The sequence below is a fragment of the Sulfitobacter sediminivivens genome, from assembly GCF_042611115.2.
Lineage (GTDB): Bacteria > Pseudomonadota > Alphaproteobacteria > Rhodobacterales > Rhodobacteraceae > Sulfitobacter > Sulfitobacter sediminivivens.
Genome location: NZ_JBHGAR020000012.1, coordinates 75472 through 98192, shown reverse-complemented (window position 1 = coordinate 98192; position 22721 = coordinate 75472). Strand labels below are relative to the sequence as shown.

At 57.0% G+C, this 22721-nt stretch carries 29 protein-coding genes and 1 pseudogene; 14 read left to right on the top strand and 16 right to left on the bottom strand.

The genetic code is table 11. The features are described 5' to 3' along the window. Positions 1-83: 83 nt before the first annotated feature. Positions 84-692, top strand: coding sequence for a carboxymuconolactone decarboxylase family protein (locus ACEWL3_RS13430; protein WP_386181933.1), 609 nt, complete (start codon positions 84-86; stop codon positions 690-692). On the opposite strand, the gene ACEWL3_RS13425 is transcribed toward ACEWL3_RS13430, so the two are convergent. Beyond that, a complete protein-coding gene (locus ACEWL3_RS13425) occupies positions 689-1846 on the bottom strand; it encodes an alpha/beta hydrolase family protein (RefSeq protein ID WP_386181936.1) in 1158 nt (385 codons plus the stop codon). The two genes, ACEWL3_RS13430 and ACEWL3_RS13425, sit on opposite strands and share 4 nt — an antisense overlap. A gap of 64 nt (positions 1847-1910) precedes the next feature. Then, positions 1911-2777 carry a LysR family transcriptional regulator gene (locus tag ACEWL3_RS13420; protein WP_386181939.1) on the bottom strand — a complete coding sequence of 289 codons (867 nt, stop codon included), beginning with the start codon at positions 2775-2777 and terminating at the stop codon, positions 1911-1913. A 93-nt stretch (positions 2778-2870) separates the two neighbouring features. On the opposite strand from ACEWL3_RS13420, the gene ACEWL3_RS13415 reads away from it, so the two are divergent. Further along, positions 2871-3263, top strand: a complete 393-nt coding sequence (locus ACEWL3_RS13415; RefSeq protein WP_386181942.1) for a DUF4260 domain-containing protein — start codon at positions 2871-2873, stop codon at positions 3261-3263. Between the two features lie 64 nt (positions 3264-3327). After that, a complete protein-coding gene (locus ACEWL3_RS13410; RefSeq protein WP_386182123.1) occupies positions 3328-4728 on the top strand; it encodes an MATE family efflux transporter in 1401 nt (466 codons plus the stop codon). On the opposite strand, the gene ACEWL3_RS13405 is transcribed toward ACEWL3_RS13410, so the two are convergent. From ACEWL3_RS13405 to ACEWL3_RS13395, 3 genes are read right to left on the bottom strand one after another with little or no spacing between them, the layout of a single operon-like run. After that, positions 4716-5249, bottom strand: coding sequence for a hypothetical protein (locus tag ACEWL3_RS13405; protein ID WP_386181945.1), 534 nt, complete (start codon positions 5247-5249; stop codon positions 4716-4718). The genes ACEWL3_RS13410 and ACEWL3_RS13405 overlap by 13 nt on opposite strands. Positions 5250-5286: 37 nt before the next feature. Then, the gene (locus ACEWL3_RS13400) at positions 5287-5688 is read right to left on the bottom strand and encodes a hypothetical protein (protein ID WP_386181948.1); all 402 of its coding nucleotides are present in this window, start codon (positions 5686-5688) and stop codon (positions 5287-5289) included. A 12-nt stretch (positions 5689-5700) separates the two neighbouring features. Beyond that, positions 5701-6903 carry a pyridoxal phosphate-dependent aminotransferase gene (locus tag ACEWL3_RS13395; protein WP_386181950.1) on the bottom strand — a complete coding sequence of 401 codons (1203 nt, stop codon included), beginning with the start codon at positions 6901-6903 and terminating at the stop codon, positions 5701-5703. A gap of 93 nt (positions 6904-6996) precedes the next feature. On the opposite strand from ACEWL3_RS13395, the gene ACEWL3_RS13390 reads away from it, so the two are divergent. The 3 genes from ACEWL3_RS13390 to ACEWL3_RS13380 all read left to right on the top strand — a co-directional run bounded on the left by ACEWL3_RS13390 (position 6997) and on the right by ACEWL3_RS13380 (position 8230). Further along, complete coding sequence (locus ACEWL3_RS13390; protein WP_386181952.1) at positions 6997-7395, top strand: helix-turn-helix domain-containing protein; 399 nt, start codon at positions 6997-6999, stop codon at positions 7393-7395. After that, the gene (locus ACEWL3_RS13385) at positions 7388-7654 is read left to right on the top strand and encodes a succinate dehydrogenase assembly factor 2 (protein ID WP_386181954.1); all 267 of its coding nucleotides are present in this window, start codon (positions 7388-7390) and stop codon (positions 7652-7654) included. The genes ACEWL3_RS13390 and ACEWL3_RS13385 overlap by 8 nt, the downstream gene beginning before the upstream one ends. Positions 7655-7729: 75 nt before the next feature. Beyond that, positions 7730-8230, top strand: coding sequence for a MarR family winged helix-turn-helix transcriptional regulator (locus ACEWL3_RS13380; protein ID WP_386181956.1), 501 nt, complete (start codon positions 7730-7732; stop codon positions 8228-8230). Here ACEWL3_RS13380 and ACEWL3_RS13375 read toward each other — a convergent pair. Genes ACEWL3_RS13375 through ACEWL3_RS13365 form a run of 3 tightly spaced genes read right to left on the bottom strand, consistent with a single transcriptional unit; the run spans position 8224 to position 10102 of the window. Beyond that, positions 8224-8961, bottom strand: coding sequence for a DUF1194 domain-containing protein (locus ACEWL3_RS13375; RefSeq protein WP_386181958.1), 738 nt, complete (start codon positions 8959-8961; stop codon positions 8224-8226). The two genes, ACEWL3_RS13380 and ACEWL3_RS13375, sit on opposite strands and share 7 nt — an antisense overlap. Next, the gene (locus tag ACEWL3_RS13370) at positions 8958-9674 is read right to left on the bottom strand and encodes a DUF1194 domain-containing protein (RefSeq protein WP_386181960.1); all 717 of its coding nucleotides are present in this window, start codon (positions 9672-9674) and stop codon (positions 8958-8960) included. Before ACEWL3_RS13370 ends, ACEWL3_RS13375 begins: the two co-directional genes overlap by 4 nt. After that, positions 9668-10102 carry a VOC family protein gene (locus tag ACEWL3_RS13365; RefSeq protein ID WP_114879241.1) on the bottom strand — a complete coding sequence of 145 codons (435 nt, stop codon included), beginning with the start codon at positions 10100-10102 and terminating at the stop codon, positions 9668-9670. Before ACEWL3_RS13365 ends, ACEWL3_RS13370 begins: the two co-directional genes overlap by 7 nt. A gap of 398 nt (positions 10103-10500) precedes the next feature. Between ACEWL3_RS13365 and thyX the strand changes: the two genes are divergently transcribed. The 3 genes from thyX to ACEWL3_RS13350 all read left to right on the top strand — a co-directional run bounded on the left by thyX (position 10501) and on the right by ACEWL3_RS13350 (position 13578). After that, on the top strand, positions 10501-11421 hold the full coding sequence (gene thyX, locus ACEWL3_RS13360) for an FAD-dependent thymidylate synthase (protein WP_386181963.1): 921 nt from the start codon (positions 10501-10503) through the stop codon (positions 11419-11421). 3 nt (positions 11422-11424) lie between these two features. After that, positions 11425-12147, top strand: coding sequence for a hypothetical protein (locus ACEWL3_RS13355; protein WP_386181965.1), 723 nt, complete (start codon positions 11425-11427; stop codon positions 12145-12147). A gap of 246 nt (positions 12148-12393) precedes the next feature. Then, positions 12394-13578, top strand: coding sequence for a cytochrome P450 (locus ACEWL3_RS13350; RefSeq protein WP_386181967.1), 1185 nt, complete (start codon positions 12394-12396; stop codon positions 13576-13578). Positions 13579-13649: 71 nt separating this feature from the next. On the opposite strand, the gene ACEWL3_RS13345 is transcribed toward ACEWL3_RS13350, so the two are convergent. Next, complete coding sequence (locus ACEWL3_RS13345; RefSeq protein ID WP_386181969.1) at positions 13650-13856, bottom strand: cold-shock protein; 207 nt, start codon at positions 13854-13856, stop codon at positions 13650-13652. Between the two features lie 176 nt (positions 13857-14032). Here ACEWL3_RS13345 and ACEWL3_RS13340 point away from each other — a divergent pair, with 176 nt between their 5' ends. Continuing rightward, on the top strand, positions 14033-14353 hold the full coding sequence (locus tag ACEWL3_RS13340; protein WP_386181971.1) for an ArsC/Spx/MgsR family protein: 321 nt from the start codon (positions 14033-14035) through the stop codon (positions 14351-14353). A gap of 15 nt (positions 14354-14368) precedes the next feature. Here the strand turns inward: ACEWL3_RS13340 and ACEWL3_RS13335 are convergent, their stop codons facing one another. The 5 genes from ACEWL3_RS13335 to thrS form a co-directional block, all read right to left on the bottom strand. After that, entirely contained in the window at positions 14369-14911 is a 543-nt protein-coding gene (locus ACEWL3_RS13335) for a DoxX family protein (RefSeq protein ID WP_386181973.1), read from the bottom strand. Then, positions 14908-15666, bottom strand: a complete 759-nt coding sequence (locus ACEWL3_RS13330; RefSeq protein WP_386181975.1) for an HvfC/BufC family peptide modification chaperone — start codon at positions 15664-15666, stop codon at positions 14908-14910. Before ACEWL3_RS13330 ends, ACEWL3_RS13335 begins: the two co-directional genes overlap by 4 nt. Beyond that, positions 15663-16511: an MNIO family bufferin maturase gene (gene bufB, locus ACEWL3_RS13325; RefSeq protein WP_386181977.1), complete on the bottom strand. Its 849-nt coding sequence runs from the start codon at positions 16509-16511 to the stop codon at positions 15663-15665. The genes ACEWL3_RS13330 and bufB overlap by 4 nt, the downstream gene beginning before the upstream one ends. Before the next feature lie 88 nt (positions 16512-16599). Then, on the bottom strand, positions 16600-16905 hold the full coding sequence (locus tag ACEWL3_RS13320) for a BufA1 family periplasmic bufferin-type metallophore (RefSeq protein WP_386181979.1): 306 nt from the start codon (positions 16903-16905) through the stop codon (positions 16600-16602). A 225-nt stretch (positions 16906-17130) separates the two neighbouring features. Continuing rightward, the gene (thrS, locus tag ACEWL3_RS13315) at positions 17131-19077 is read right to left on the bottom strand and encodes a threonine--tRNA ligase (protein WP_386181981.1); all 1947 of its coding nucleotides are present in this window, start codon (positions 19075-19077) and stop codon (positions 17131-17133) included. A gap of 177 nt (positions 19078-19254) precedes the next feature. Between thrS and ACEWL3_RS13310 the strand changes: the two genes are divergently transcribed. Then, on the top strand, positions 19255-20523 hold the full coding sequence (locus tag ACEWL3_RS13310; RefSeq protein ID WP_386181983.1) for an MFS transporter: 1269 nt from the start codon (positions 19255-19257) through the stop codon (positions 20521-20523). Between the two features lie 59 nt (positions 20524-20582). Beyond that, the gene (locus ACEWL3_RS13305) at positions 20583-20705 is read left to right on the top strand and encodes a hypothetical protein (protein WP_386182131.1); all 123 of its coding nucleotides are present in this window, start codon (positions 20583-20585) and stop codon (positions 20703-20705) included. Here the strand turns inward: ACEWL3_RS13305 and ACEWL3_RS13300 are convergent. Both ACEWL3_RS13300 and ACEWL3_RS13295 read right to left on the bottom strand, forming a co-directional pair. Continuing rightward, positions 20676-20948: pseudogene (locus tag ACEWL3_RS13300) on the bottom strand (SRPBCC family protein); the annotation flags it as partial. The gene ACEWL3_RS13305 and the pseudogene ACEWL3_RS13300 sit on opposite strands and share 30 nt — an antisense overlap. A 140-nt stretch (positions 20949-21088) precedes the next feature. Then, positions 21089-21283 (bottom strand): winged helix-turn-helix domain-containing protein, encoded by a 195-nt coding sequence (locus tag ACEWL3_RS13295; protein WP_386181985.1) that lies wholly within the window; start codon positions 21281-21283, stop codon positions 21089-21091. 116 nt (positions 21284-21399) lie between these two features. Here ACEWL3_RS13295 and ACEWL3_RS13290 point away from each other — a divergent pair, with 116 nt between their 5' ends. Together ACEWL3_RS13290 and ACEWL3_RS13285 are read left to right on the top strand one after the other, a co-directional pair. After that, entirely contained in the window at positions 21400-22152 is a 753-nt protein-coding gene (locus ACEWL3_RS13290; protein WP_386181987.1) for an alpha/beta fold hydrolase, read from the top strand. Positions 22153-22278: 126 nt separating this feature from the next. Next, on the top strand, positions 22279-22707 hold the full coding sequence (locus tag ACEWL3_RS13285) for a VOC family protein (RefSeq protein ID WP_386181989.1): 429 nt from the start codon (positions 22279-22281) through the stop codon (positions 22705-22707). Positions 22708-22721 lie beyond the last annotated feature (14 nt).

Genomic DNA, 22721 nt, shown 5'->3' with positions numbered 1-22721 from the left:
TTCGATCTCGGAAAGGTGCGAAACCCGCCTTGTGGTCGTCGCGCAATCTCCTCACACTCCTCAAAAAGACAAAGGAACCTCCCATGCCCTGGATCAAGACCATTGCTTTTGAGGCGGCCACCGGCAAGCTCAAGGATCTCTATGCCCGCGTGACCGGCCCCGGCAACAATGTGGATAACATCATGATGATGCATTCGTTGCGGCCCCACACGATGGAGGGGCACATGGCGGTTTACAAATATGTGCTGCACCACCGCGACAACACAATTCCCAAATGGTTTCTTGAAGTGCTGGGGGTTTGGGTCTCTGCGCTGAATTCCTGCGGCTATTGTGTCGAACATCACTTTGCCGGGATGAAACGATTGTTGCGCGACGATGCGCGCGCCGATGCCATTCGGGCGGCGATTGAGGCAGGGCAGGTGGCTCAGACACCATTGGATGGGGCACAACAGGCGGCGATGATCTATGCGCGCAAACTGACCGTGTCACCGGCGGGCATGATCGAAGGCGACGTCACAGGGCTGCGCGATGCGGGGTGGGATGATGGCGAAATCCTTGAGATCAATCAGGTGGTGGCCTATTTCGCCTATGCCAACCGCACCGTGCTGGGGCTGGGGTGTTCGACCAAGGGCGACATCATCGGGTTGAGCCCGGGCAATTCGGATGACCCGGATGATTGGGGTCACCATTAAGCGCCCGTTAGAATGCCCCCGGCTGGTAGATGTTCCAACGTCAAGCCACGTGCTGTCTGCGGTGCAAATCCCGGCCAGTCTCTTCCGTTGAGAAATGCGCCCGCCGCCTGTTCGCCCTTCAGGTGACGCGCCAGAAATGCTGCTACAAAATGCTGGGCGATGTTGTTCATCCGGCAAGTGTCCCAAACCGGGTCTGCGTAATGGGCAAAGGGGGCCCAGCCCAGTGTATCCGAATGGACCCAGCTTTCGTGCGGCGCGGGCACCGGGGCTGCGGCGTTGTGGCCTGCATGGGTAAAACTCAGCATGTGCCGCTCGACCTGCGTTGCACCCGCAAAAATACGCTGCATGGCACCATAGTCTGACACCTCGTCCTTGGTTCCCGCAATCAACAGCATCGGCACGCGCAGGCCTGCCAACCCCGCCGCATCCCACATTCCCGACGCATTCCCCCACGGCCCGATTGGCACGATTGCCTTGAGCCTTGGGTCAAACAGGGCGTCATGTGTGGCACTGCCCGCAATGTGGCGGGCCAGCGCCCCGTCTGGGGGTGCTCCTTTATAGGTCAGGGCAGCCGCGCTCAAACCCGCGCAGCCCAACACCACTGCGCCGTATCCGCCCATGGAATACCCGATAACGGCTGTGTTGGCTGTGTCGGCCAGTGCTGCCACGGGACCGCCCATGTGCGACACTGCGTCAATCAGACCGCGCTGGTCCAAAGGCCGGTGCAACAACGTCATGCCAAAGTCTTGCTGATCGTCATAAGTGCTGCCCGCGTGATCCGGTGCCGCAACCACATAGCCCTTGGCGGCAAGGCTTTCCGCAAGGTGGGACATCAGATAGCGATTGCCCGGATAGCCATGCGACAACACGACAAAGGGCGCGCTTGGGCCTTGGGCCGGGGCCGCCCCGCGACAGGCGGATCCGGCATAGCGCACCGCGGTTACGCCATCGCGCAGCAAGGTATCATAGCATGTGCCCGCTATGGTGCCCTCTACCGCTGGATACCACATCTCAACAGTAAGGCGTCTGGGGCCAAGGTCTGCGACCGGCGGCAAGTCCAGCACATGGGTTTGCACACCGACGGCACAGGGTCCGCGCCGGGCCAGGGTCGGCGCGTCCGGCCGAATCAGGTCAATGCGGTTTTCATGAGACAAGGGGTTTTCCAGTCTGATTGGGGTCCGCAAACATTGCCCGGCAAGACCCGGCGCGGCAAGCGGGTTACATCAACAACGGCAACGCGGATTTAAGGGCATCAAACACAAACCGGATGCGGGCGATCCGTGATTGATCCTCATGCACTACCAGCCATGCGGGCATGTCGTGGCGCACCTCGGGCAAGACCCGGACAAGGCCAAAACGTTCCGCCAATTTCACCTGACAGAGGCCCACCCCCATGCCGGCCTGAAGATGCGCGATCTGGGCCAGCGGATCATCGCAGCGTACGGCGATATTGTGCAGCGATGGCAGGCCCGCCGCCGCCAGCGCAGGCAAGATCAGATTTTCGCGATCATCTGCGACAAAAGGCGCTTTACTCAGCGCCTCCACATCCGCAACAGGCGGGGTGCCGGGGGCAGTAAACAGCCCAACCTCAACGGCGGGCAGGGCCACGGCAATCAGCGCCTGTTGGGTGGGCTGCGTAAACCGGATAGCAATGTCCGCCGCGCGCCGTGCCAGATTTTCCGCCACATCCGTTGCGGCGATTTCGAACTTGATGCGCGGGGCCTCAGCGGTGATCTGTTTCAGCGCGGTCGGCAGGACATGTGTCGCGACAATGCGGCTGCTGGTCAGCCTGACAACCCCTGCCAGTGCGCCGCTTTGTGCCGACGCGGTCCTGTGCAATGCGGCGGCCTCTTCCAGAACGGACTGCGCCATCGGCAGCAGCTTCCATGCCAGTGCGGTTGGGGTCAACCCATTGGCCGCACGGCTGAAAAGCTGGGTGTTGAGGTCAGCCTCCAATGCCTCGATATGACGGCGCACGGTGGGTTGCGCCATGCGCAACGCCCGCGCCGCGGCGCTGAGGCTGCCATGGGTCATGACCGCATGAAACGCCGGAATATGATCAATAGATCGCAAGATGTTGCTCATCAAAATATGTTAGCTGACTGCCCATTTTTTGACAATTTGTTTCAGGTGCCGGATGTGCGACGCAGAGGGTGATCCACAACAAAGGACATCGCCATGACCCAACATCAGATATTGCTGCGCCGTTTCGCTGCCGTCTCACCCATACGCATTGCATTGCAATCAGAAGGGGCTGGGGTCGCCCTGGTCTCTATGGTGCTTTACGGGCAATTGGGCGGATTCTGGGCGGTGTTTGCGGCACTTTTGCTGGTCCCGGACATTGTGATGCTGGGGTATCTGGCGGGGCCGCGCATAGGCGCTGCGGTTTATAACCTTGGGCACAGCTATCTCGGCCCGCTCATGTTGGCCGGGATCGGCGCATTGACCGATGGCAGGATTGCACTGTTGATGGCGCTGATCTGGGGCGCGCATATCGGGATGGATCGCGCACTGGGCTATGGGCTGAAATACCCAAGCGGCTTTCGCGATACCCATTTGGGCCGGGTCTGAACCGGAAGAATAAATTCGCATCCCCCCTCTTTCCCTCTGCCGCAGCCGGGCGTAAGGCAGAATGATGCAACAACAGATGACATATGGCGGACATGTCCGTGCGATCCTGACTTTGGGTTTGCCTCTGGTCGGCGGGCATCTGGGTCAGATGGCAATCGGGGTCACGGATACCGTGATGTTGGGCTGGTATTCGGTCGAGGCCTTGGCCGCTGTCACGTTGGCCAGTACCTATTTCTTTGTCCTCTTCATCTTTGGCTCGGGGTTTGCGCTGGCGGTGATGCCGATGGTTGCCTCCTATGCGGCCGAGGGCGATGAAGTCGGCATCCGCCGTGCCACCCGCATGGGCCTTTGGTGGTCGCTGGCCTTTGGCATTGTGGCGCTGCCCATGATGATCTGGGCCGAAACGATCCTGCGGTTGCTGGGCCAAAGCGAGGATACAGCGGCACTGGCAGGGCGCTATCTGGCGGTCGCGGGCTGGGGCATTTTGCCCGCACTTTTTGTCATGGTGCTGAAGTCTTATCTGGCGGCGCTGGAACGGACGCAGGTGGTACTGTGGATCACGCTTTTGGCAGCTCTTGTGAACGGGTTGGCCAATTACGCGCTGATTTTCGGCAACTGGGGCGCGCCTGAACTGGGTGCGGTGGGGGCGGCCATTGCCTCTGTCATCACGCAGTTTGTGTCGCTCGCGGGGGTGGTGATCTATGTGGTCTGGGTCATGCCGCAGCACGGGCTGTTTGTGCGCCTGTGGCGCGGCGACCGGTCGATGCTGGCCAAGGTGTTCCGGCTGGGCCTGCCCATTGGTGTGACGCTGTTGAGCGAAGTGGGCCTGTTTGCCGCATCCGCGGTGATGATGGGGTGGCTGGGAACGATCCCGCTGGCCGCGCATGGGATCGTGATGCAGCTCGCCTCGCTGACTTTCATGGTGCATCTCGGCATCAGCAACGTCGCCACCATTCGGGCAGGCAACGCCTATGGCCGCCGCGACAAACCGCATATGGCGCGGGGGGCGGTGATTGCGTTGGCGATGTCGCTGAGCTTTGCCGCGTTGACGATCATAGGGTTTGTCATCTGGCCAGAGCCTTTGATTTCGCTTTTCATGCAACGCGATGAACCGGCGCGGGTTGATATCATGGCGGTTGGGGTTGGCCTGCTGGCGATGGCGGCGCTATTTCAACTGGTCGATGGGGCGCAGGTGATCGCTTTGGGCCTGCTGCGCGGGGTGCAGGACACCAAGGTGCCGATGGTGCTGGCCGCAATCAGCTATTGGGGTATCGGCGTGCCCTGTTCCTATCTGCTGGGCTTTGTGCTGGGCTTTGGCGGTATCGGCGTCTGGGGCGGTCTGGTGATCGGGCTGGGGGTCGCAGCCGTGTTGCTGAACGCGCGATTCTGGGGCGTGACGATCAAAGCTCTGGGCCGGGACAAGACGCGCACAGAGGCAAACGAAATCGCAGATCAGAAAACCTGACAACCGCCTTCGGTGATCGGCCCTGAGTGCACGCGGTACCGTCGCTTGGGGTTCACAATGGCAGGCTGAACACCGGTGATGTCCGCCATGCAGTCGTTCGCGGTTTGATTGCCTGCCTCACTGCCATCAACATAGATATCAAGCCATGGATGGCCCTCGTAACCAATGTGGCAGGGGCCATTTTGCGGCGTGCGCCCATCGCCGCACAGGTCCTCGACGATCGCATATTTGCGCAACAGCGGAAAATAGAACCGTGTCCCGGTCGGAAAATCCATGAACGACCTGCCGAAATAGATCGAATGGCCCACGGCCAGTGTGATGGGGTCTTCGAAGGTGCCGATGCCCGCTGCCTGAGCGTGGATGACGGGCCGCGCAATGGCGGCTGACGCGCGCGGCGTGTTGTCCCAATAGCTGTAGCCGGTCAGAAAGACATTCATCTGTCGTTCCTTGGGCGATACGATCACATAGATTGACGCAGCGATCACGGCGATAAGTGTAAGGTTGCGTGGTTTCAGCAGCATTGCTCACCTGCGCTTTCAAGCGGTTGACGCCATAGTGCTACCCTTTGAGCAGCCGATCTGCTTTCTTGCGCACCAGCGTGCTGCGCAGGTCGTGCATGGCGAGCAGAAGGCTGTCGGTGACCGCCTCCAGCTGTTCATCCGTGGCTTTGGACTGCACCCATTGGGTCGTCAGGTTCAAATAATCAACCGCGCGGTAGATGTCGTCGATGTCGCGGCGGGCGAGGACCTGCAATCGCTCCTGCATCCAGGCATCAATGGTGGTGCGGTCCTCATCCGACAGGGTGCGGTCACCTTGCGGCTTGATCTCGCCGTTGCGGATGTTGACCATTGCGATCTGGTCCATCTCGATCCGCCGCTGGCGGTTTTCGGTGTCAACGCGAAAAACGGCGGCCCCATTTTCACGAACCCTGAAATAGTACTCCGGTAACTCGCCCGCCATGGTCCACCCCTGTTAGGTCAACTTTGCACAGAACTTCTGAATGCGCGTGCACGCCTCTTTCAAAGCATCATCTGAAGTAGCGTAGCTGACCCGGAAGTTTGGCGAAAGTCCGAATGCCGCGCCGAAAACGACGGCGACGCCGGTTTCTTCCAGCAATGCGGTTGCAAACTCTTCATCGTTGGTGATCCTGGTGCCAGCCGCAGTGGTCTTGCCGATCAGCCCCGCGATGGACGGATACACATAAAACGCACCCTCGGGCGTTGGGCAGGTGATGCCGTCGATCTCGCTCAGCATCTTGACCACCAGATTGCGGCGGCGCACGAACATCTTGTTGTTCTCAGAAATGTAATCCTGTGTGCCGTTCAACGCCTCCACCGCGGCCCACTGCGATATTGTGCAGGGGTTAGAGGTGGATTGTGACTGGATCTTGCGCATCGCCGAGATCAGCTTTTCCGGACCCGCCGCATAGCCGATGCGCCAGCCGGTCATGGCATAGGCCTTGGACACGCCATTGGTGGTCAAGGTGCGCTCATAAAGGGCCGGTTCCACCTCGGCCGGGGTGCAGAATTCGAACCCGTCATAGGCAAGATGCTCGTACATATCGTCTGACATCACCCAGACATGCGGGTGACGCATCAACACGTCCGTCAAGGCTTTGAGCTCATCACGCGAATAGCCGGCACCGGTCGGATTTGAGGGTGAGTTGAAGATAAACCATTTGGTCTTGGGGGTGATGGCTGCTTCCAACGCAGCGGGCGTCAGTTTGAAATTGTCCTCAAGGGTGGCGGGCGCGATGACGGGCGTGCCACCGGCCAACAGCACCATATCGGGATAGCTTACCCAATAGGGGGCGGGGATCACCACTTCTTCGCCGGGGTTCATCGTCGCCATCAACGCGTTGAAAAGGATCTGCTTGCCACCGGTGCCGACGCTGACCTGTGAGGGTTTGTAGTCCAGCCCGTTGTCGCGCTTGAATTTGGCGCAGATCGCCTGCTTGAGCTCTGCAATTCCGTCAACGGCGGTGTATTTGGTCTTGCCTGCGGCAATCGCGGCCACGGCTGCATCCTTGATGTTCTGAGGTGTGTCGAAATCCGGCTCACCGGCACCCAGGCCGATGATGTCACGCCCTGCCGCCTTCAGTTCGGCCGCTTTTGTGGTCACAGCAATGGTTGGGGACGGTTTGACGCGGGCAAGTGTTGCAGACAGCAGTTCCATTTCGACCTCAGGTTGGCTATGTGTTGGCCTATACTCATAGGGGTCACCCCCGCGCCGTTCAAGCTCGTTCGGTGTCAGGCAGGAGACGATGAAATGGAAGATGGTTTAGACTGGTACGGGCCTGATGTGGCCACCTTTGGCGACCGCGTCGCTGCGGCGCGTGAAAATTCAGGCATGACGCAGGCGGCTCTGGCCAAACGGATGGGGGTGCGGGCCTCAACGATTCGCGACTGGGAAGACGATCTGTCAGAACCGCGCTCGAACCGGTTGTCGCAACTGGCTGGGTTGCTAAGTGTATCAATGATGTGGTTGATCAACGGCGAAGGCGACGGCATCGCAAGCCCCAATGACGCGCCATCCCTGTCAACCGATTTACGCGAAACGCTCAATGAAATGCGTGTGTTGCGGGCAGAGATGTTGAAAAATGCGCAAAGCCTGGGACGTCTTGAGGACCGGATGCGGCGTCTCCTGATGGAAGCCACCGATGCCTGAGACCACTCATCACCGGGTGAAGCGGCTTTATATGCGGTCCATTCGCCGCGGCATCAAAGAGATGGATTTGATCCTGTCAGCCTTTGCCTCAGCGCGGCTGGACCAGATGGATGATGCGCACCTGACGCTCTATGATGCGATGCTCAATGAGAACGATCACGATCTCTATCAGTGGGTCACTGGACAGGTCGCCGTGCCTGAACCTTATGGGGCTTTGATTGCCGACATTCAGGACCATATCGCACAGCCCGGCGGCTGATCATTCGGGTTTAACGAAATATTCTGTTTTATTCTCCACTTTCTGGCTCAGTCAAACGAGTCGGAGAGTAAGAGAATGAGCATTCAAGAACCCTTTGTCCCAACCATGAACGACAAGGGTTTCATGGTCGGATATCTGGAGGCGCTGTCGTTGGTCGAACGCCTGCATCGGTTGTTACTGGACGTCATCAAAGATGAATTTGAACGGGTAAACGTGTTGGAGATCAACGCGGTTCAGGCACTTTTGCTGTTCAACATTGGTGACAACGAAGTGACCGCCGGCGAATTGAAAAGCCGTGGATATTATCAGGGCAGCAATGTCAGCTATAATCTGAAAAAACTGGTCGAGATGGGCTATATGCACCACCAGCGTTGCGAGATTGACCGCAGGTCGGTTCGCGTGCGTCTCACCGAAAAGGGCCGCCATGTTCGTGATGTGGTGTCAAACCTGTTTTCCCGTCATGCTGAAGGGTTGGAAAACAAAGGCATGCTTGGCCATGAAGGGATCGCAGATATCACCACCTCGCTGAAACGGATGGAAAGGTATTGGACCGATCAGATCCGCTATATCTACTGAGTGGCCGGGGCGGGATCTGTCGTCATCTGTGAAAAGACCAGACTTTCCAGTTCGCGCAGCAGTTTTTGTGTCATGGCCCGGGCATAATCATTGAACCCGATGGCGGTGTGCACGAATGCCTCTGGGCCGACAATAACTTCGGCCCGGAAATAGGACGACAGTTCGCCAATCTCGGCTTGCCTGATGTCTCCGATGTCCGGGTCATCAATGCCGATCACCAAACCATTGACCGTGATGCCACTCGCCTCGATCTGGTCGCGCACATCACGGGGGCGCGGGCCAAGGTTTGATTTCCCATCCCCGGAAATGTCCAGGGTATGTTTCCAGCAGTCTGGACGCTGGGCAAGAAACACCTGACCCACCTGCATCGCGACACCCAATGCGGTGCCGGGCGTGGCGTCACGCCGCTGGGTCTGGCGCAGGGTTTCTATGATGGTGTCGATGCTGGCGTGCGTGTCAATCCGCATCCAGGGCAAGACAATGGCCTGATCGTTCGGGCCGCTCCATTCATAGATCATAAGCATCACGGGTGCGGTGGGCATCGACAGCAATTTCTCTCGCACCTCAGGGGCGTCAAGCGCGCTGCCAACGCCGCTCAGTTGCAACCTGTATTCGCGCGCATCAACAGAACCTGAAACATCCAGCCCCAGGGCCAGCGCCTGTCGGCACTCCATCGCATGCGTGATCGAAGGCATTGCCAAAGCCAGAATGAGACCCACCGCCCGGATCATCCCGCATGTTCCGGCATCTGGGGCAGGGCACCCAAGGCTGGGGGCGTCAGTTCGCGTTCAAGCTTGATACGCATGGCGCGTTCATAGTCTTCGAAATCATTTGCAATGACCATAAAGGCCCCCCGCCCATGCAAAACCTGTGATTGGTAATAGGCAATCAGCCCCACTTCGCCTTCAAAATCGGCGGCGTTCACGACCAGCCCATTGACCGTCACACCAGCAAAGGGAAATTCACGGTAAGCGACATTCGGTTCAAACCCTTCGTTGTTTTGCCCGTCACCCGCCATGTCGATGGTCTTGGTCAGACAGGCGGGTGCCCGTGCCAAAAGGTTGGCACCATACCCAAGCGCATATCCCATGGCAGTGGGGAAATCATTGTGGCTGCGGGTGCTCCTTGCGATGGTTTCCGCCGCTTCCAGCAGGGCAAGACGGCTGTCGATCAATGTCCAGTCAATCAGAATTTCTTGATTATAGCGCCCGGACCATTCGTAAATTGCCAGTGCCACAGGTTGATCGGCAGCGAAAAATGCCGCCTCTACTTCTGGCGCAATTAGTGCCGCGGCCAGACCACCGCGCTGCAACCGATCTTCATCAGCATCAACAGAGCTGGACACATCGATTGCCAAAGCCAGTGCCAGCCGACACTCCGCAGCACCCACCGCTGATGCCAGCCCAAGGGCCAGCACCGCAGCGGGCGCGCCGAGTTTTACCAATGACCTGTGTTTTCCATGCTCGCCCAGGGTTCCGCAGGGGCCAGCCGGTCACCTTCCTGAAGCAATTCGATCGAGATGTTGTCAGGCGACCGCACAAACGCCATATGCCCATCGCGCGGCGGACGGTTGATGGTCACACCGTTGTCCATCAGCGTCTGGCACATCTCATAGATATTCTCGACCGTATAGGCGAGGTGGCCAAAGTGGCGGCCATCGCTGGGCAAACCATCATCCCCGTCCCAATTATAGGTCAGCTCAACATCGGCATGGCCGTCATCCTGTCCGGGCGGACACAGGAACACCAGCGTGAACCGCCCCCCCTCGTTATCCATCCGGCGGCGTTCTTTCAGGCCAAGCATTTCGTAAAACTTGATAGATTTTTCAAGGTCTTTAACACGCACCATTGTGTGCAGATATTTGATTGGCATATGTATTCCTTTGTTCCTCATGGTCGCCTGAGACTAGAACACGGGTTGGTTCCCGATGTTTACCCCCAAACTGCGTGTTTCAAAGCGCGTGACGTGAATTCGTCTGACTCGCTTGCCTCGTCAATTTAGAGGCGAAACCGGAAGTGTCAAAATCAACAAACGGTCAGCACGCAAAGAGGAAGGTTTTCGCCGTCGGGCGCGACCAAACCCATCAAGTGGATTGTCCGAGACCGCCAACCGCCACACAAAGCGAAAAAACCCACGCCAAACCGAGTAAATATCTCCAAAAAGCCGATCCGGGCCGCAATACCGCATATGGCGGTTCCGCAGCGGATTTTGCGCAGATATAGTGCAAGCCGAATCCCGGACCCCAAAACCACCTTTCAAGGACGCCCGCCATGCCCCTTTCTCCAGACCAGCAAGCCGAAATCGACGCACAGCGCGCCACGCCACAGCCCACTTTGCGCGCGGTTAGCGAAGGCATGGAACAGCACCTTTACAAAGCGCTGCCCGTGCTTGACCACGGTTTTGTCCGCGTCATCGACTATATGGGCGATGATGCCGCGATCTGTCAGGCGGCGCGCGTGTCCTACGGCAAAGGCACTAAATCGGTGCAAAACGACGAAGGGCTGATCCGCTATCTGATGCGCCACTGGCATTCGACCCCGTTCGAGATGTGCGAGATCAAACTGCACGTCAAACTGCCCGTCTTTGTCGCGCGCCAGTGGATCCGCCACCGCACCGCCAACGTCAACGAATACTCCGCCCGCTATTCGATTTTGGACCGCGAATTCTACATCCCCGCGCCCGAACATGTGAATGCGCAATCCGTGGTCAACAATCAGGGCCGCGGTGGCGTGCTGGAAGGGGCCGAGGCCGCGCGGGTGCTGGAAATCCTGAAATCCGACAGCAATCGCTGCTATGACAACTACGAAGCGATGATCGGCACTGAAGGCCCCGACGGCGAGGCCCAGGACGGTCTGGCCCGCGAACTCGCCCGCATGAACCTGCCCTCGAATATTTATACGCAGTGGTATTGGAAGGTCGATTTGCACAACCTCTTCCACTTCCTGCGCCTGCGCGCCGACGCCCACGCCCAATACGAAATCCGCGTCTATGCCGATGCGATCTGCTCCGTTGTAGCCGATTGGGTGCCAGCGGCCTATGGGGCTTTTGAGGATTATCGGTTGGGTGGTGCGACGATGTCTGGGCGGGCGTTGGAGTGTGTGCGCCGGATGCTGAAGGGGGAAACGGTGACACAGGAGAATAGCGGGATGAGTAAGGGGGAATGGCGGGAGTTTGAGAGGGTTATTGGGTAGGTTATGAATGCGACTTGGCGAGATGAGCAGCTTTACACCAGCAGACGCAAAGTGGGAATTTTGCACTTAGACAAGGAAGGTATCGTTAACCTCGGTAAATTTATTGCCATGGAATTTCCGGGAGAGGATGTGCTGGTTATAACCGGGTTGGAAAGTCAATCTGCTAAGTTGCTATCACTTTTCGAGAAAAGCACAGAGTCATTCGGTTCAACCGACTTTGTCAGAATTGTCGCTAATAGGCGTGAAGGTGATGGTTTTTTGCGGCAGTTGGAGATTGAAATAGGCCCAAGCACAAACTTTGTTCAGGCCCAGAGTTTTGACGAAAATTGGGCAATAGGTGCTGCGGAAAGAGCGAAGCGGCAACTCATGCCCTATGAGCTGCCGAGATTTTTCCACTTCGATTATCTAGGATCTATTATCAATGGCCTGATATTTACTTCACTGATCGCTTTCGCACCGTCTATCCAAAATACACCGGACAGGTTTTTCTATGTATTTTCTTTGGTGATTATCATGGTTTTCGTTAAGTTGTCGTTTGATAAATTTGTTCCTAACGCATTTATATTGCTCGATGAAAAGAGAGTTTCCAAGGTCACAAGAATAGTAAATCGCTATATGTCCGTTATTTTGGGCATATTGGGACTCGCGATTGCTTCGTTCATTACGGTAAAATTTGAAGAGACTATTGGCCGGGCTGTGGATTTTTTGACTGCGATCTTTTCCTAAAGATACGGCGTTTCAAAGCAAGCGTAGGGTGGGTGCAACCCACGCGCCCGCCCCCGTGGGTTGCACCCACCCTACCAAGCCAACGCACGCGCCGTTAACCCGCCCCCAAACCGACACACGCACCGACGCAATACCGACGTGATGCCGTTCAGATACAGCGCCTCAAAAACCGTTGTTTTTATGGCTTAACCTCTGAGTCGGGAGTGGGGCGATTGACTTGGCGGAAATTCCGCCCAAACTCCCCAAATGTTCACCCTCGCCAATCCCCCCGACGGCTTCACCGATGACCCGTTCCCGCATTACGACCGCCTGCTGCGCGACACCCCCGTTTTGCCGCAGCCCGATGGCTCTGTGCTGATCTGCAAGCACGCTGATCTCAACGCGATCTACCGCGACACCACCCTCTATATCTCTGATAAACGCGCCGCTTTTGCCCCAAAATTCGGCAAAGACACCCCGCTTTTCGAGCATCACACGACCTCTCTGGTTTTCAACGATCCGCCCCTGCACACCCGCGTGCGGCGCATCATGACCAGCGCGTTGACCCCCAAGGCGCTGGCGCGGATGGAGCCGGGATTGATCGACGTGGTTGATCACCTGCTCGATCAACTCCCTGAAAACGCAGACTTAATCGAAGATTTCGCCAGCGTTATCCCAATCCAGATCATCGGCAATCTGCTCGATGTGCCGCTGGATGAACGCGGCCCCCTGCGCGATTGGAGCCTCGCCATTCTCGGCGCGTTGGAGCCGACCCTGAGTGCCGAACAGCTTGTCCGCGGCCATGCGGCGGTGCACGAATTCACGATCTACCTGCAAGACCTCATCGCCCGGCGCAAAGCCCACCCCGGCGACCCCGAAACCGACGTGTTGACCCGTCTGATCCATGGCGATGACACAGGCCAATTGTCGGAAAGCGAGCTGATCCACAACTGCATATTTATCCTGAATGCAGGGCACGAGACGACCACCAACCTCATTGGCTCCGGCCTTGCGCTTTTGCATGACTTTCCCGAACAAAAAGAAAGCCTTAGCGCTGATCCAACGCTGATCGACAAAGCCGTTGAAGAGGTTTTGCGCTTTCGTTCCCCCAACCAGTTCGGCAACCGCGAAACGACAGCTGAAGTGGTGATTGGCGACGTTGAAATACCCGCAGGCACCAATCTGCATCTTTGCATTGGTGCCGCCAATCGGGACCCGGATGTGTTTGAAAACCCAGCGAAATTTGACATCAGCCGTCATCCGAACCGCCATCTGGCTTTCGCCGGTGGCCCGCATGTTTGCGTCGGTCTGACACTGGCCCGCATGGAAGGCCGCATTGCATTGCAGCATTTCCTGCGCCGCTTCCCCGATTACCGTATCCAGCCCGGTCGCAAAGGCGGCGGGCGCATCCGGTTTCATGGATATGCGCAACTCCCCGCGCGTCTGACATAGGTCAGAAACGCGTCACATTCAGTGGTGTGTTCCGGCCTCTACAGGTGGCGGTTGAGGCCCGGAAAGTTCATTTAGATCAACGTGATATCAGCCGCCATCTCGCGGCCATCCCGCCCCTCAATCATTTCGAAACTGACCTTTTGATCGTCCGCCAAACCCGTCAATCCGGACCTTTCGATCGCTGAGATATGGACAAACACGTCTTTTCCGCCCCCTTCAGGGGCAATAAACCCGTATCCCTTTGTTGTGTTGAACCACTTCACAGTACCAGTTGGCATAGTCTAGTCGCCTCCTTTGTCTTTCACGTCCCCACGTTGTGCGGGCAGGAGCGCAGGTCAAAAACCAGGTTAGCGCCCCTTGTAAGAAAAGATTGTTTGGTCGGTTGAAAAATCAAGGATAACTGTGAAACTCTTTCCAGTAATATCAAGGGGCGCTGAAAAATGAGGCAGATACCGTGCAGATATATGGCTTGAAGAACTGCGACACATGCCGCAAGGCCTTCAAAGAGTTTCCAGGCGCGCAACTGGTGGATGTCCGCGAAAATAGCCTGCCCGAAGATGTGCTGGATCGTGCTTTGGCGCAATTTGGGCCCGCACTTTTGAACACGCGGTCAACCACTTGGCGGGGACTTGATGAGGCTGAACGGCAACAAGAGCCACGCGCACTGATCCGTGCCCATCCTGCACTGATGAAGCGCCCTTTGATTGCTGTGGATAAATCTCTTTTTCTGTCTTGGAGCAATGAAGTACGGGATGATATTAAAGCTTTGCTTTAATATCGTGGCTCCACATCAAGACGTGCGGGGCTGCAGCGCTCTGTCAAAGGAAACCGGGCCGGCCCCTTTGATCACCAACACAAACAGCAAGAGTATCCAGAGCGCGCGTTGATCCAGAATGGCTGCGTCTGAAAAGCGATCAAACCAAGCCCCCAGCGCGCTTTCCTGACCATGGCCATACACATCGGTCAAGGATTGTACGATGGTGAAACCAATCATCCCCAAGGCCGCGAGACGGGTCAGAAGCCCCAGAACGATGAGGGTCGGCAATATGAATTCTGCCCATGTCCCTGCCACAACTACCAACTGATGAAAGAACGACAGTGCATCGCTGTCGTATCCCACAGCTTCGAACGCGCGGGGAAAGATCTGAGCATAGGCACCGGTAGACGGGGTCCAGAGGCCGGATATGCCATCGCCTAATTTTGTCATACCGGAATTCAGGAAATAGACCAGCAGGACAGCGGCAAAGACAAAGCGCGCGAGTGTAGGGACCATCCAATCTGCTGCGGCCAGGCGATTGGTCAGATTGTTGTAGATCGATAGCAATGCAGTCATGTTGTTTCCTTCAAAATCATATCCGTAAAAGCCTGTGTGCCCAAGGCAAGGGTCAGGCTGGCAGCGAAATCAAATTCGGTGGTTGCAGCCAAAGTGGCCTCAATAGCGGCGGCCAGAGTTTGGCCTGCGCCCAAATGCTCTAACCATACTGCAGCGCCGTCTGGCAGCGGATGTGGTGTGGGGTCAAAGTCAATGCGGGTGATCATGACGTCCTGCGCTATTGCCTTTGGTTTTGGGGCGTTAGCTTCGAAATTGTACCGCCAAATATCATGCAGGGGCCAAGAAGATCGGAGAATTTGCGTAGCGGGGGCAAGCACAAACCGGGCCTGCAGCAAGGTGGCTTCGTCCAGATTCTGCAGGCGCTCTGGGTCAAAGGCATCGGCATCTGCGGCGTGGTAAGAGGTGCGCATCGCCAAATCCAGACGCGCGGCATCGCTGAGATAGCCAATGTGCGCCAGAGGGGTGAAATCGGAGATAAAGGCCGGAAACTCGGCTCCATAAAACATCATCAAAGGGGAAGATGGCGGATGGGCGCGGACGAACATCGGGACAAAGCTGTCGAAATTTTGGGGGCCGATAAGTTTGCGCACCAATGGGAATGCGGTTTTCATCGCCTCAATTAGGGACGTTGTCACGTTGTTGCGATAGACTGAATAGCGTCGGCCAGCTGGGGCATGATGTCCGTCCAGCAAACCATCTGGCACTGGGCAGTTGGGATCCAAAAGAGCCGCGCGGAATTCGGATTGGGTTGTCATGCGGTCAACGCAACGGCCGCGCGTATGGCTTCATCGCGCAAGGTTGGCCAATCTGGAACATCATTGTCCCATTCCACAAGAACGGGTTTTGAGCCGGTCTGTGCCAGCGCATAATCCAGCAGGGTCCAGACCGGTTCGACCACCGGTTTGCCGTGGCTGTCGATCAGCAAAGGCGCGCCCGCATCATCATGATCTGCATCGTGACCCCCAACATGAACCTCGCCCACCTGGTCGGTTGGATAGGCATCGATATAGGCTTGAGGGCTCAATCCGAGATTTGTGGAGGAAATGAAGACATTGTTGACATCCAGCAAGAGACCGCACCCTGTTCGCCGGGTAACTTGCGCTAAAAAGTCGCTTTCAGACAAGTTCGATTCAGCAAAAACCAGATAGCTGGACGGGTTTTCAAGCAGCATTTGCCGTCCGACAACCTGTTGCACCTCGTCAATATGATCTGCCACGCGGTCAAGGGTTGCTTGAGTATAGGGCAGGGGAAGCAGGTCGTTCAGAAATTCTGACCCATGAGTGGACCACGCCAGATGTTCAGAAAAACTTGCTGGATTCAGCCAGTCACACAGATGTTTGAGCCGGGCGAGATGATCACGGTCCAGAGGTGTTTCACCACCAATTGACAGGCCAACGCCGTGGACAGAAATCGCAAAGCGTTCCGACAATGCGCGCAGCTGGGCCAAGGGGCGGCCACCGTCGCCCATATAATTTTCCGCATGCACTTCGATCCATTCGACGGGGCCGGGATCAGCGAGCAGTTCATTGAAATGTTGGGGTTTGTAGCCAACGCCGGGCGCATTTGGCAAAACATCAAAGCGAGGAGGACTATCGCGCATCTTTTATCCTCCGGTCTTTGAGGGGTGGCGAGTTGAGGTCTCGGGCAACAGAAACCGCCCGAGACAACTTATTGTCATGCTGACAGGATTATGCCGGCAGATCGCGCTCCAGTGGTTCGAGCGAACCTTTGCGGTCCTCGCCGTTAGCCATCTGTGGCAATTCAATGCTTTCGCATGTGCCTGCGTCAACAAGTGTCCAGGCATTGCCCTGATAGTCGGTCACAGACGTACCTGCGCATGTTGTGCCAGGGCCTGCGGCACAATCATTTGCACCTGCAAGTGACACGCCATAGCACTTCTCTTTTGACGCTGCGTCTGCGGTTGTCGTTGTGTGCGCTGTCAAAGCGGCAGCAACTGCACCGGCGATCGCGAATGTTTTCAGTGGCGTGGACATGGCTCATTTCCTTTGTTTGGTTTGCTTCAAGTGTGATGGCTCATATTAAACATTGCACGCATCTTAACACCATTCACGTGCCAGTGTTTCACGATCCTGTTAGGTAACTGCTGTTTTAATGCCGAAATCTGCAATGTGGCTGCCGAAAACCCGTCCAAATTGTTACAGTCGCAATATGAAGGGCGGCACATTGGCCGCCCCTCGCGAGAATTGTTACAGTCGTGATCAGCGCAGATCAGGCGGCGTTGCCTCTGCTTTCAGGGCGGCAGCCACGTCCGCCAAAGCCTGAACTGAGGTCTGTTTTTCGCCCAACCGTCTGACTGATACAGTTTTTTCCTCGACCTCACGGCCCCCGACGGCCAGGATCACCGGCACTTTGCCGACTGAATGTTCGCGGACCTTGTAGTTGATCTTTTCGTTGCGCATGTCGGCTTCCGCCCGCACGCCTGCGGCTTTCAGGGTTTCGACCACTTCGAGAACATACTCATCCGCCTCTGAGGTGATCGACGCCACAACGACCTGACGCGGGGCGAGCCAGAAGGGCAGTTTGCCCGCAGAGTTTTCGATCAGGATGCCGATGAAGCGTTCGAAGGACCCCAAGCAGGCTCGGTGCAGCATATAGGGGCGGTGCTTGGCTCCATCTTCGCCGACAAATTGTGCGCCGAGCCGCTCGGGCAGGTTGGGATCGACCTGAAATGTACCGCATTGCCACTCGCGGCCAATGGCGTCGGTAAGCTTGAAATCCAGCTTTGGACCATAAAATGCGCCTTCGCCTGCATCCAGAGTATAGGGGTGGCCAGTGGCTTTGATTGCGCTTTCCAGCGCCTTCTCGACATGATCCCAACTTTCTTCAGACCCGACACGTTTTTCCGGCCGGGTGGCAAACATGATCTCGAAATTTTCAAAACCAAGGTCTTTGTAGACACTGGCAAGGTAGTCGATAAACGCTGCGCACTCGGCTTCGATCTGATCCTCGCGGCAGAAAATGTGCCCATCGTCCTGCGTAAACCCGCGTACCCGCATGATCCCATGCAGCGCGCCGGACGGCTCATACCGATTACATGAGCCAAACTCGGCCATGCGCAAAGGCAGGTCGCGATAGGACTTAAGGCCCTGATTGAAGATCTGCACATGGCAGGGGCAATTCATAGGTTTCAGGGCGTTGATCGATTTTTCGCGGGCGTGTTCTTCGTCGACTTCGACGATAAACATATGCTCTTGGTATTTGTCCCAGTGCCCGGAGGCGACCCACAATTTGCGGTCCACGACCTGCGGTGTGTTGACTTCGACATAGCCGGCGTCGCGTTGTTTGCGACGCATGTAATCCTGCAAGGTGGTATAGATTGACCAGCCATTCGGATGCCAGAACACCTGACCAGGGGCTTCTTCCTGCATGTGAAAGAGGTTCATCTCGCGGCCCAGTTTGCGGTGGTCGCGTTTGGCGGCCTCTTCGAGCATGTTCAGATGCGCCTTCAGCTTTTCCTTGCCGGTAAAGGCCACGCCATAAATGCGCTGCAGCATCGCGCGGTCACTGTCGCCGCGCCAATAGGCACCGGCGATGGACATCAGTTTGAACGCGTCACCCGGCACCTGACCGGTATGCTGCAAATGCGGACCGCGGCACAGATCCTGCCAGTCGCCGTGCCAATACATGCGCAACGGCTCATCGCCGGGGATCGCGTCGATCAGTTCGACTTTGTAAGGCTCACCGTTCTCTTGGTAATGCTTGATCGCGCGCGCGCGGTCCCACACTTCGGTGCGGACGGCATCGCGTTTGTTGATGATTTCCTTCATCTTTTTTTCGATCGACCCAAGGTCCTCGGGGGTAAAGGGCTCTGCCCGGTCAAAGTCATAATACCAGCCGTCCTTGATCACCGGGCCAATTGTCACCTTGGTGTCGGGCCAGATTTCCTGCACCGCGCGGGCCATGATATGCGCCAGATCGTGTCGCACCAATTCGTTGGCCTGAACCTCATCCGCCATGGTATGAATGGCGATGCTGGCATCCGCATCTATGGGCCAGGCAAGGTCATAATGTGCGCCGTTTACAGTGGCTGAAATGGCTTTCTTGCCCAACGATGTTGAAATGTCAGATGCCACTTCACCAGCGGTGATACCGGCCTCATAAGATCGGGCGTTGCCATCGGGAAGGGTGAGAGAAATCTGGGCCATTCAAGGGCTCCTCGTCAGTTTGGCGCCTACGAGACGCCCGGTTGCGGGTTTGTGCGTGATCTAACTGGCCGCAGCGCGCGTGCTTGTCAATCGGGCAGGACCAGCATCTGACAGATGGGTGTTGCGAGGTCACAGGATCGTCCTAACTTAGCCGAGCAACAGGTAAGGGATGCGTAAGTGGCGGACACATCAGTACAGCAGGTCTTTTCCAAGATCACCGGGTCCGAGGGATCATCAGACAAACTGCAAGCCAGCGAAGGTCGCAATGGATTGCGCCATATCGCGTCCTTGTCGATGACAAAGATTGCCGATGGGTTGATCGACCCCAAGCTGGTGCTGGCATGGCTTTTGACGTCACTTGGTGCACCTGCGGTTTATGCTGGCGCTTTGGTGCCCATTCGCGAGGCGGGGGCGCTGTTGCCACAGATGTTGCTGGCGAAAGCCGTGCAATCCATGACGCGGCGCAAATGGGCCTGGGTGCTGGGGTCTGCTGGGCAAGGTATTTGCGCGGGCGCAATCGTTTGGGTGGCCCAAAATCTCGAAGGGTCCACAGCGGGGCTGGCGATTTGTCTGGCTCTTGGCATCTTGGCACTATGCCGGGCCGCTTGTTCTGTGTCTTACAAGGATATTCTGGGCAAAACCGTGGGCAAGTCGCGGCGCGGTGCGGTCACGGGTCTGGCAGGGTCGGTATCATCCGTTGGTGTGTTGATCTTTGCCGCTCTCTTGCTGTCTGGCCTGGACCAAAGTCGAGCCGCCGTGATTGCCGCGATTGCGCTGGCCGCGTGTTTATGGGGGGTGGCGGCCCTGCTTTTTTCCACGCTGGAAGAGGAACCGAGCAGCAGCGAAGACACCAAAGCCACAGATTTCTCAGTGCTGGCCAAGAACCCGGTGCTTTGGCGTTTTATCATCACGCGCGGATTGCTGGTCTCAACGGCGCTTGCGCCACCCTATCTGGTGGTTCTGGCGGGGCAGGCGGGTCAAGACAGACTGGCGCAATTGGGCGCATTGGTGCTCGCCTCGGCTCTTGCATCATTTCTCAGCTCGTATGTTTGGGGTCGGCTCTCTGATCGCTCAAGCCGCCGGGTATTGATGCTGACCGGTGTGGTTGGTGCGGTTGCGATGATCACGGCTGTTGCGCTTTGGGCCATCGGGTTGGCGCGCGAGGTATGGGCCATGCCGGCTGTCTTGTTTGTGTTGATGATTGCGTATCATGGGGTGCGTCAGGGGCGTTCGACCTATCTGGTGGATATGGCCCCGCCAGATCAGCGCGCAGCCTATGCGGCCGTCAGCAACACGGTGATCGGCGGGCTTTTGTTGATCGCTGGTGTGCTTGGTGGCGGTGCGGCGCTGATTGGGCCGCAGGCGACACTGATGCTGTTTGCCGCCATGGCGGTTGCGGCGGCGGTGGTTGGGTATGGGTTGCCCGAGGTCGAAAAGAAGGAGTGACGCGGGGCGGCAATAAAACACCGCGCCACATTGGTCATGATGCCTAGACGGCGTCGACCATGATCAAACAACAGAGCCATCTTCTGGTAAAGAGGATCAGCCTGACCGGCTGGTATATCGTAATGTTCGATTGTCAGCTTGCAGAACGGGCCTTGCGGTTGGATGATGAACGCCATCTTTGACCGCGGCGCGTCTGGGCCAAAGAAATGCGGCTCAAACGTCGCTTCAATACGGGTTTTTGGGGTCACTTTGGTGGGCCGTTGCGACAGCATCTTATTGCCATCGGGCAAAGGCCGGGTCAGTTCCCCCCCTTCACGCGCCTCGCCTTCAACACGGTCGCACATAAAATGATAGGCGGCCCTGCTGCCGGGATCGCTCAGGGTATCCCAAAGCGCGTCTTGAGTACAGCGGCTGAAGGTTTGCATCATGAAATCAGGTTTGGTTATAGCATTGGTCCTTTCGAGAGTTGCATTAAGGTCAACACTGCTCGGGCCGCCGGTTTTGCGAGCATTGTTTCAATCCAGCGATCTATGGTCAGCTGAAGGGGGAGCGCATTCAGATCATGTTATTTGAAGCGCCCTACTTTCTTGGTCACCACCAGTTCGGCATCCTCAAGCCCGCCTAGGTGCTTCATCACGCCAAAGCGGGTCATATCCAGCAACTCAGTCAGCTCTTGCAATGCCTGACCGTCACGCAGACGCAGGGCGTCCAGCAAAGTGCGGCGGGTCGGATCGGCAAGGGCTTTGAAGATACTGTCCATGAGAAACACTTGCGAGTGATCAAGTAGTCACGTGAGAATATCGTCACCTAAAAATCATTCGGTTGCCCTTGGGCCGGACCCCGCGCATGATCTGTTCCAGACAAAGAGGGGCATGCATGAGCGATACCGAATTTCTGCAGACATCAACCGGCAGACGGCTGGCTTTTCACCGCACCTCCGGTAAGGGCCCATGGATTGTGTTCTTAGGTGGTCTGAAGTCGGACATGATGGGCACCAAGGCGGTGTTCCTGGAAGACTGGGCACGCCAGCGGGGCCGGGCGTTTCTGCGATTTGATTACTCCGGGCATGGGGAATCCTCTGGCACTTTCACTGAAGGTTGTATCGGCGATTGGGCCGAGGATACGCGCGAGGCTGTTGCGGCCCTGACAAATGGCCCGATCGTGCCGGTTGGTTCGTCCATGGGCGGTTGGCAGGCCCTGCTTTTGGCGCGGGCCGAGCCTGATCGCGTCGCAGGGCTGGTCACCATCGCCGCTGCCCCGGATTTTACCGAAGATGGCTATTGGGCCACATTTTCAGACGTCCAAAAGCAGAGGTTAAAAGATGTGGGGCAGGTTGAGTTGCCCTCTGACTACATGGAACCTTACGTGATTACCCGCCGCATGATCGAGGATGGTCGCCAACAACTGGTGTTGCGTGACCCTTTGAATTTGCCATTTCCAGTGCGGTTCTTGCAGGGCACAGCGGACACAGCAGTCAGCGTCGCAACGGCGGTGCGGCTGTTGGAGCATGCGACCGGACCTGACATGCAGTTGCGTCTGGTCAAGGACGCGGACCATCGGTTCTCTGATGGGCCGTGCCTTGGTTTGATAGTTCATGCGATAGATGAGGTTATCACCGCAATATTATGAAAATAAATGAAAAATATATATATGGGCTGCGAAATCTTGCCAGTCTCCGACCAATGCTGCTGGATGATTGGCTCGCACGATTACCTCTTTTTCGCGTGCCAAATCTGATTGGAAAGGACAGCGATCATGGACCAACGCATTTCACTGATCACATTCGGTGCCCGCGATGCCGCAGCCTTGGCCGGTTTTTACGATGCATTGGGCTGGGTTCGAACGGACAGCCCGGATGGGGTCATCGCCTATGATCTGATTGGACAGACTTTGGGGCTTTATCCGCTCGATAAGCTGGCCGAAGATATCGGTGTGGATGTCGAAACATTGGGCCACGGGGCCGCAACCTATGCCTATAACGTTGCCCATAAAAATCAGGTGGCACCGTTGCTTGCCAAGGCCGAGGCGGCGGGTGGCAAAATACTTCGCGCGGCCTCTGACGTTTTCTGGGGCGGGCATATCGGGTATTTTTCGGACCCTGAGGGGCATATTTGGGAGGTGGCCTACAATCCATTCTCACCACTTGGCCCAGATGGCGCATTCCGCTGGAATGGATACGGCTGATGCGCAAACCGGCC

Excerpts from the sequence above, each read along its gene's own strand:
- ACEWL3_RS13345 (WP_386181969.1), bottom strand. The coding sequence starts at position 13,856 with ATGCCAACTGGTACTGTGAAGTGGTTCAACACAACAAAGGGATACGGG.
- ACEWL3_RS13430 (WP_386181933.1), top strand. The coding sequence starts at position 84 with ATGCCCTGGATCAAGACCATTGCTTTTGAGGCGGCCACCGGCAAGCTC.
- ACEWL3_RS13415 (WP_386181942.1), top strand. The coding sequence starts at position 2,871 with ATGACCCAACATCAGATATTGCTGCGCCGTTTCGCTGCCGTCTCACCC.
- thrS (WP_386181981.1), bottom strand. The coding sequence starts at position 19,077 with ATGGCCCAGATTTCTCTCACCCTTCCCGATGGCAACGCCCGATCTTAT.
- ACEWL3_RS13385 (WP_386181954.1), top strand. The coding sequence starts at position 7,388 with ATGCCTGAGACCACTCATCACCGGGTGAAGCGGCTTTATATGCGGTCC.
- ACEWL3_RS13290 (WP_386181987.1), top strand. The coding sequence starts at position 21,400 with ATGAGCGATACCGAATTTCTGCAGACATCAACCGGCAGACGGCTGGCT.
- ACEWL3_RS13375 (WP_386181958.1), bottom strand. The coding sequence starts at position 8,961 with ATGATCCGGGCGGTGGGTCTCATTCTGGCTTTGGCAATGCCTTCGATC.
- ACEWL3_RS13410 (WP_386182123.1), top strand. The coding sequence starts at position 3,328 with ATGCAACAACAGATGACATATGGCGGACATGTCCGTGCGATCCTGACT.
- ACEWL3_RS13380 (WP_386181956.1), top strand. The coding sequence starts at position 7,730 with ATGAGCATTCAAGAACCCTTTGTCCCAACCATGAACGACAAGGGTTTC.
- ACEWL3_RS13420 (WP_386181939.1), bottom strand. The coding sequence starts at position 2,777 with ATGAGCAACATCTTGCGATCTATTGATCATATTCCGGCGTTTCATGCG.
- ACEWL3_RS13350 (WP_386181967.1), top strand. The coding sequence starts at position 12,394 with ATGTTCACCCTCGCCAATCCCCCCGACGGCTTCACCGATGACCCGTTC.
- ACEWL3_RS13330 (WP_386181975.1), bottom strand. The coding sequence starts at position 15,666 with ATGACAACCCAATCCGAATTCCGCGCGGCTCTTTTGGATCCCAACTGC.
- ACEWL3_RS13355 (WP_386181965.1), top strand. The coding sequence starts at position 11,425 with ATGAATGCGACTTGGCGAGATGAGCAGCTTTACACCAGCAGACGCAAA.
- bufB (WP_386181977.1), bottom strand. The coding sequence starts at position 16,511 with ATGCGCGATAGTCCTCCTCGCTTTGATGTTTTGCCAAATGCGCCCGGC.
- ACEWL3_RS13295 (WP_386181985.1), bottom strand. The coding sequence starts at position 21,283 with ATGGACAGTATCTTCAAAGCCCTTGCCGATCCGACCCGCCGCACTTTG.
- ACEWL3_RS13320 (WP_386181979.1), bottom strand. The coding sequence starts at position 16,905 with ATGTCCACGCCACTGAAAACATTCGCGATCGCCGGTGCAGTTGCTGCC.
- ACEWL3_RS13285 (WP_386181989.1), top strand. The coding sequence starts at position 22,279 with ATGGACCAACGCATTTCACTGATCACATTCGGTGCCCGCGATGCCGCA.
- ACEWL3_RS13400 (WP_386181948.1), bottom strand. The coding sequence starts at position 5,688 with ATGGCGGGCGAGTTACCGGAGTACTATTTCAGGGTTCGTGAAAATGGG.
- ACEWL3_RS13405 (WP_386181945.1), bottom strand. The coding sequence starts at position 5,249 with ATGCTGCTGAAACCACGCAACCTTACACTTATCGCCGTGATCGCTGCG.
- ACEWL3_RS13365 (WP_114879241.1), bottom strand. The coding sequence starts at position 10,102 with ATGCCAATCAAATATCTGCACACAATGGTGCGTGTTAAAGACCTTGAA.
- ACEWL3_RS13335 (WP_386181973.1), bottom strand. The coding sequence starts at position 14,911 with ATGACTGCATTGCTATCGATCTACAACAATCTGACCAATCGCCTGGCC.
- thyX (WP_386181963.1), top strand. The coding sequence starts at position 10,501 with ATGCCCCTTTCTCCAGACCAGCAAGCCGAAATCGACGCACAGCGCGCC.
- ACEWL3_RS13305 (WP_386182131.1), top strand. The coding sequence starts at position 20,583 with ATGATCAAACAACAGAGCCATCTTCTGGTAAAGAGGATCAGCCTGACC.
- ACEWL3_RS13395 (WP_386181950.1), bottom strand. The coding sequence starts at position 6,903 with ATGGAACTGCTGTCTGCAACACTTGCCCGCGTCAAACCGTCCCCAACC.
- ACEWL3_RS13390 (WP_386181952.1), top strand. The coding sequence starts at position 6,997 with ATGGAAGATGGTTTAGACTGGTACGGGCCTGATGTGGCCACCTTTGGC.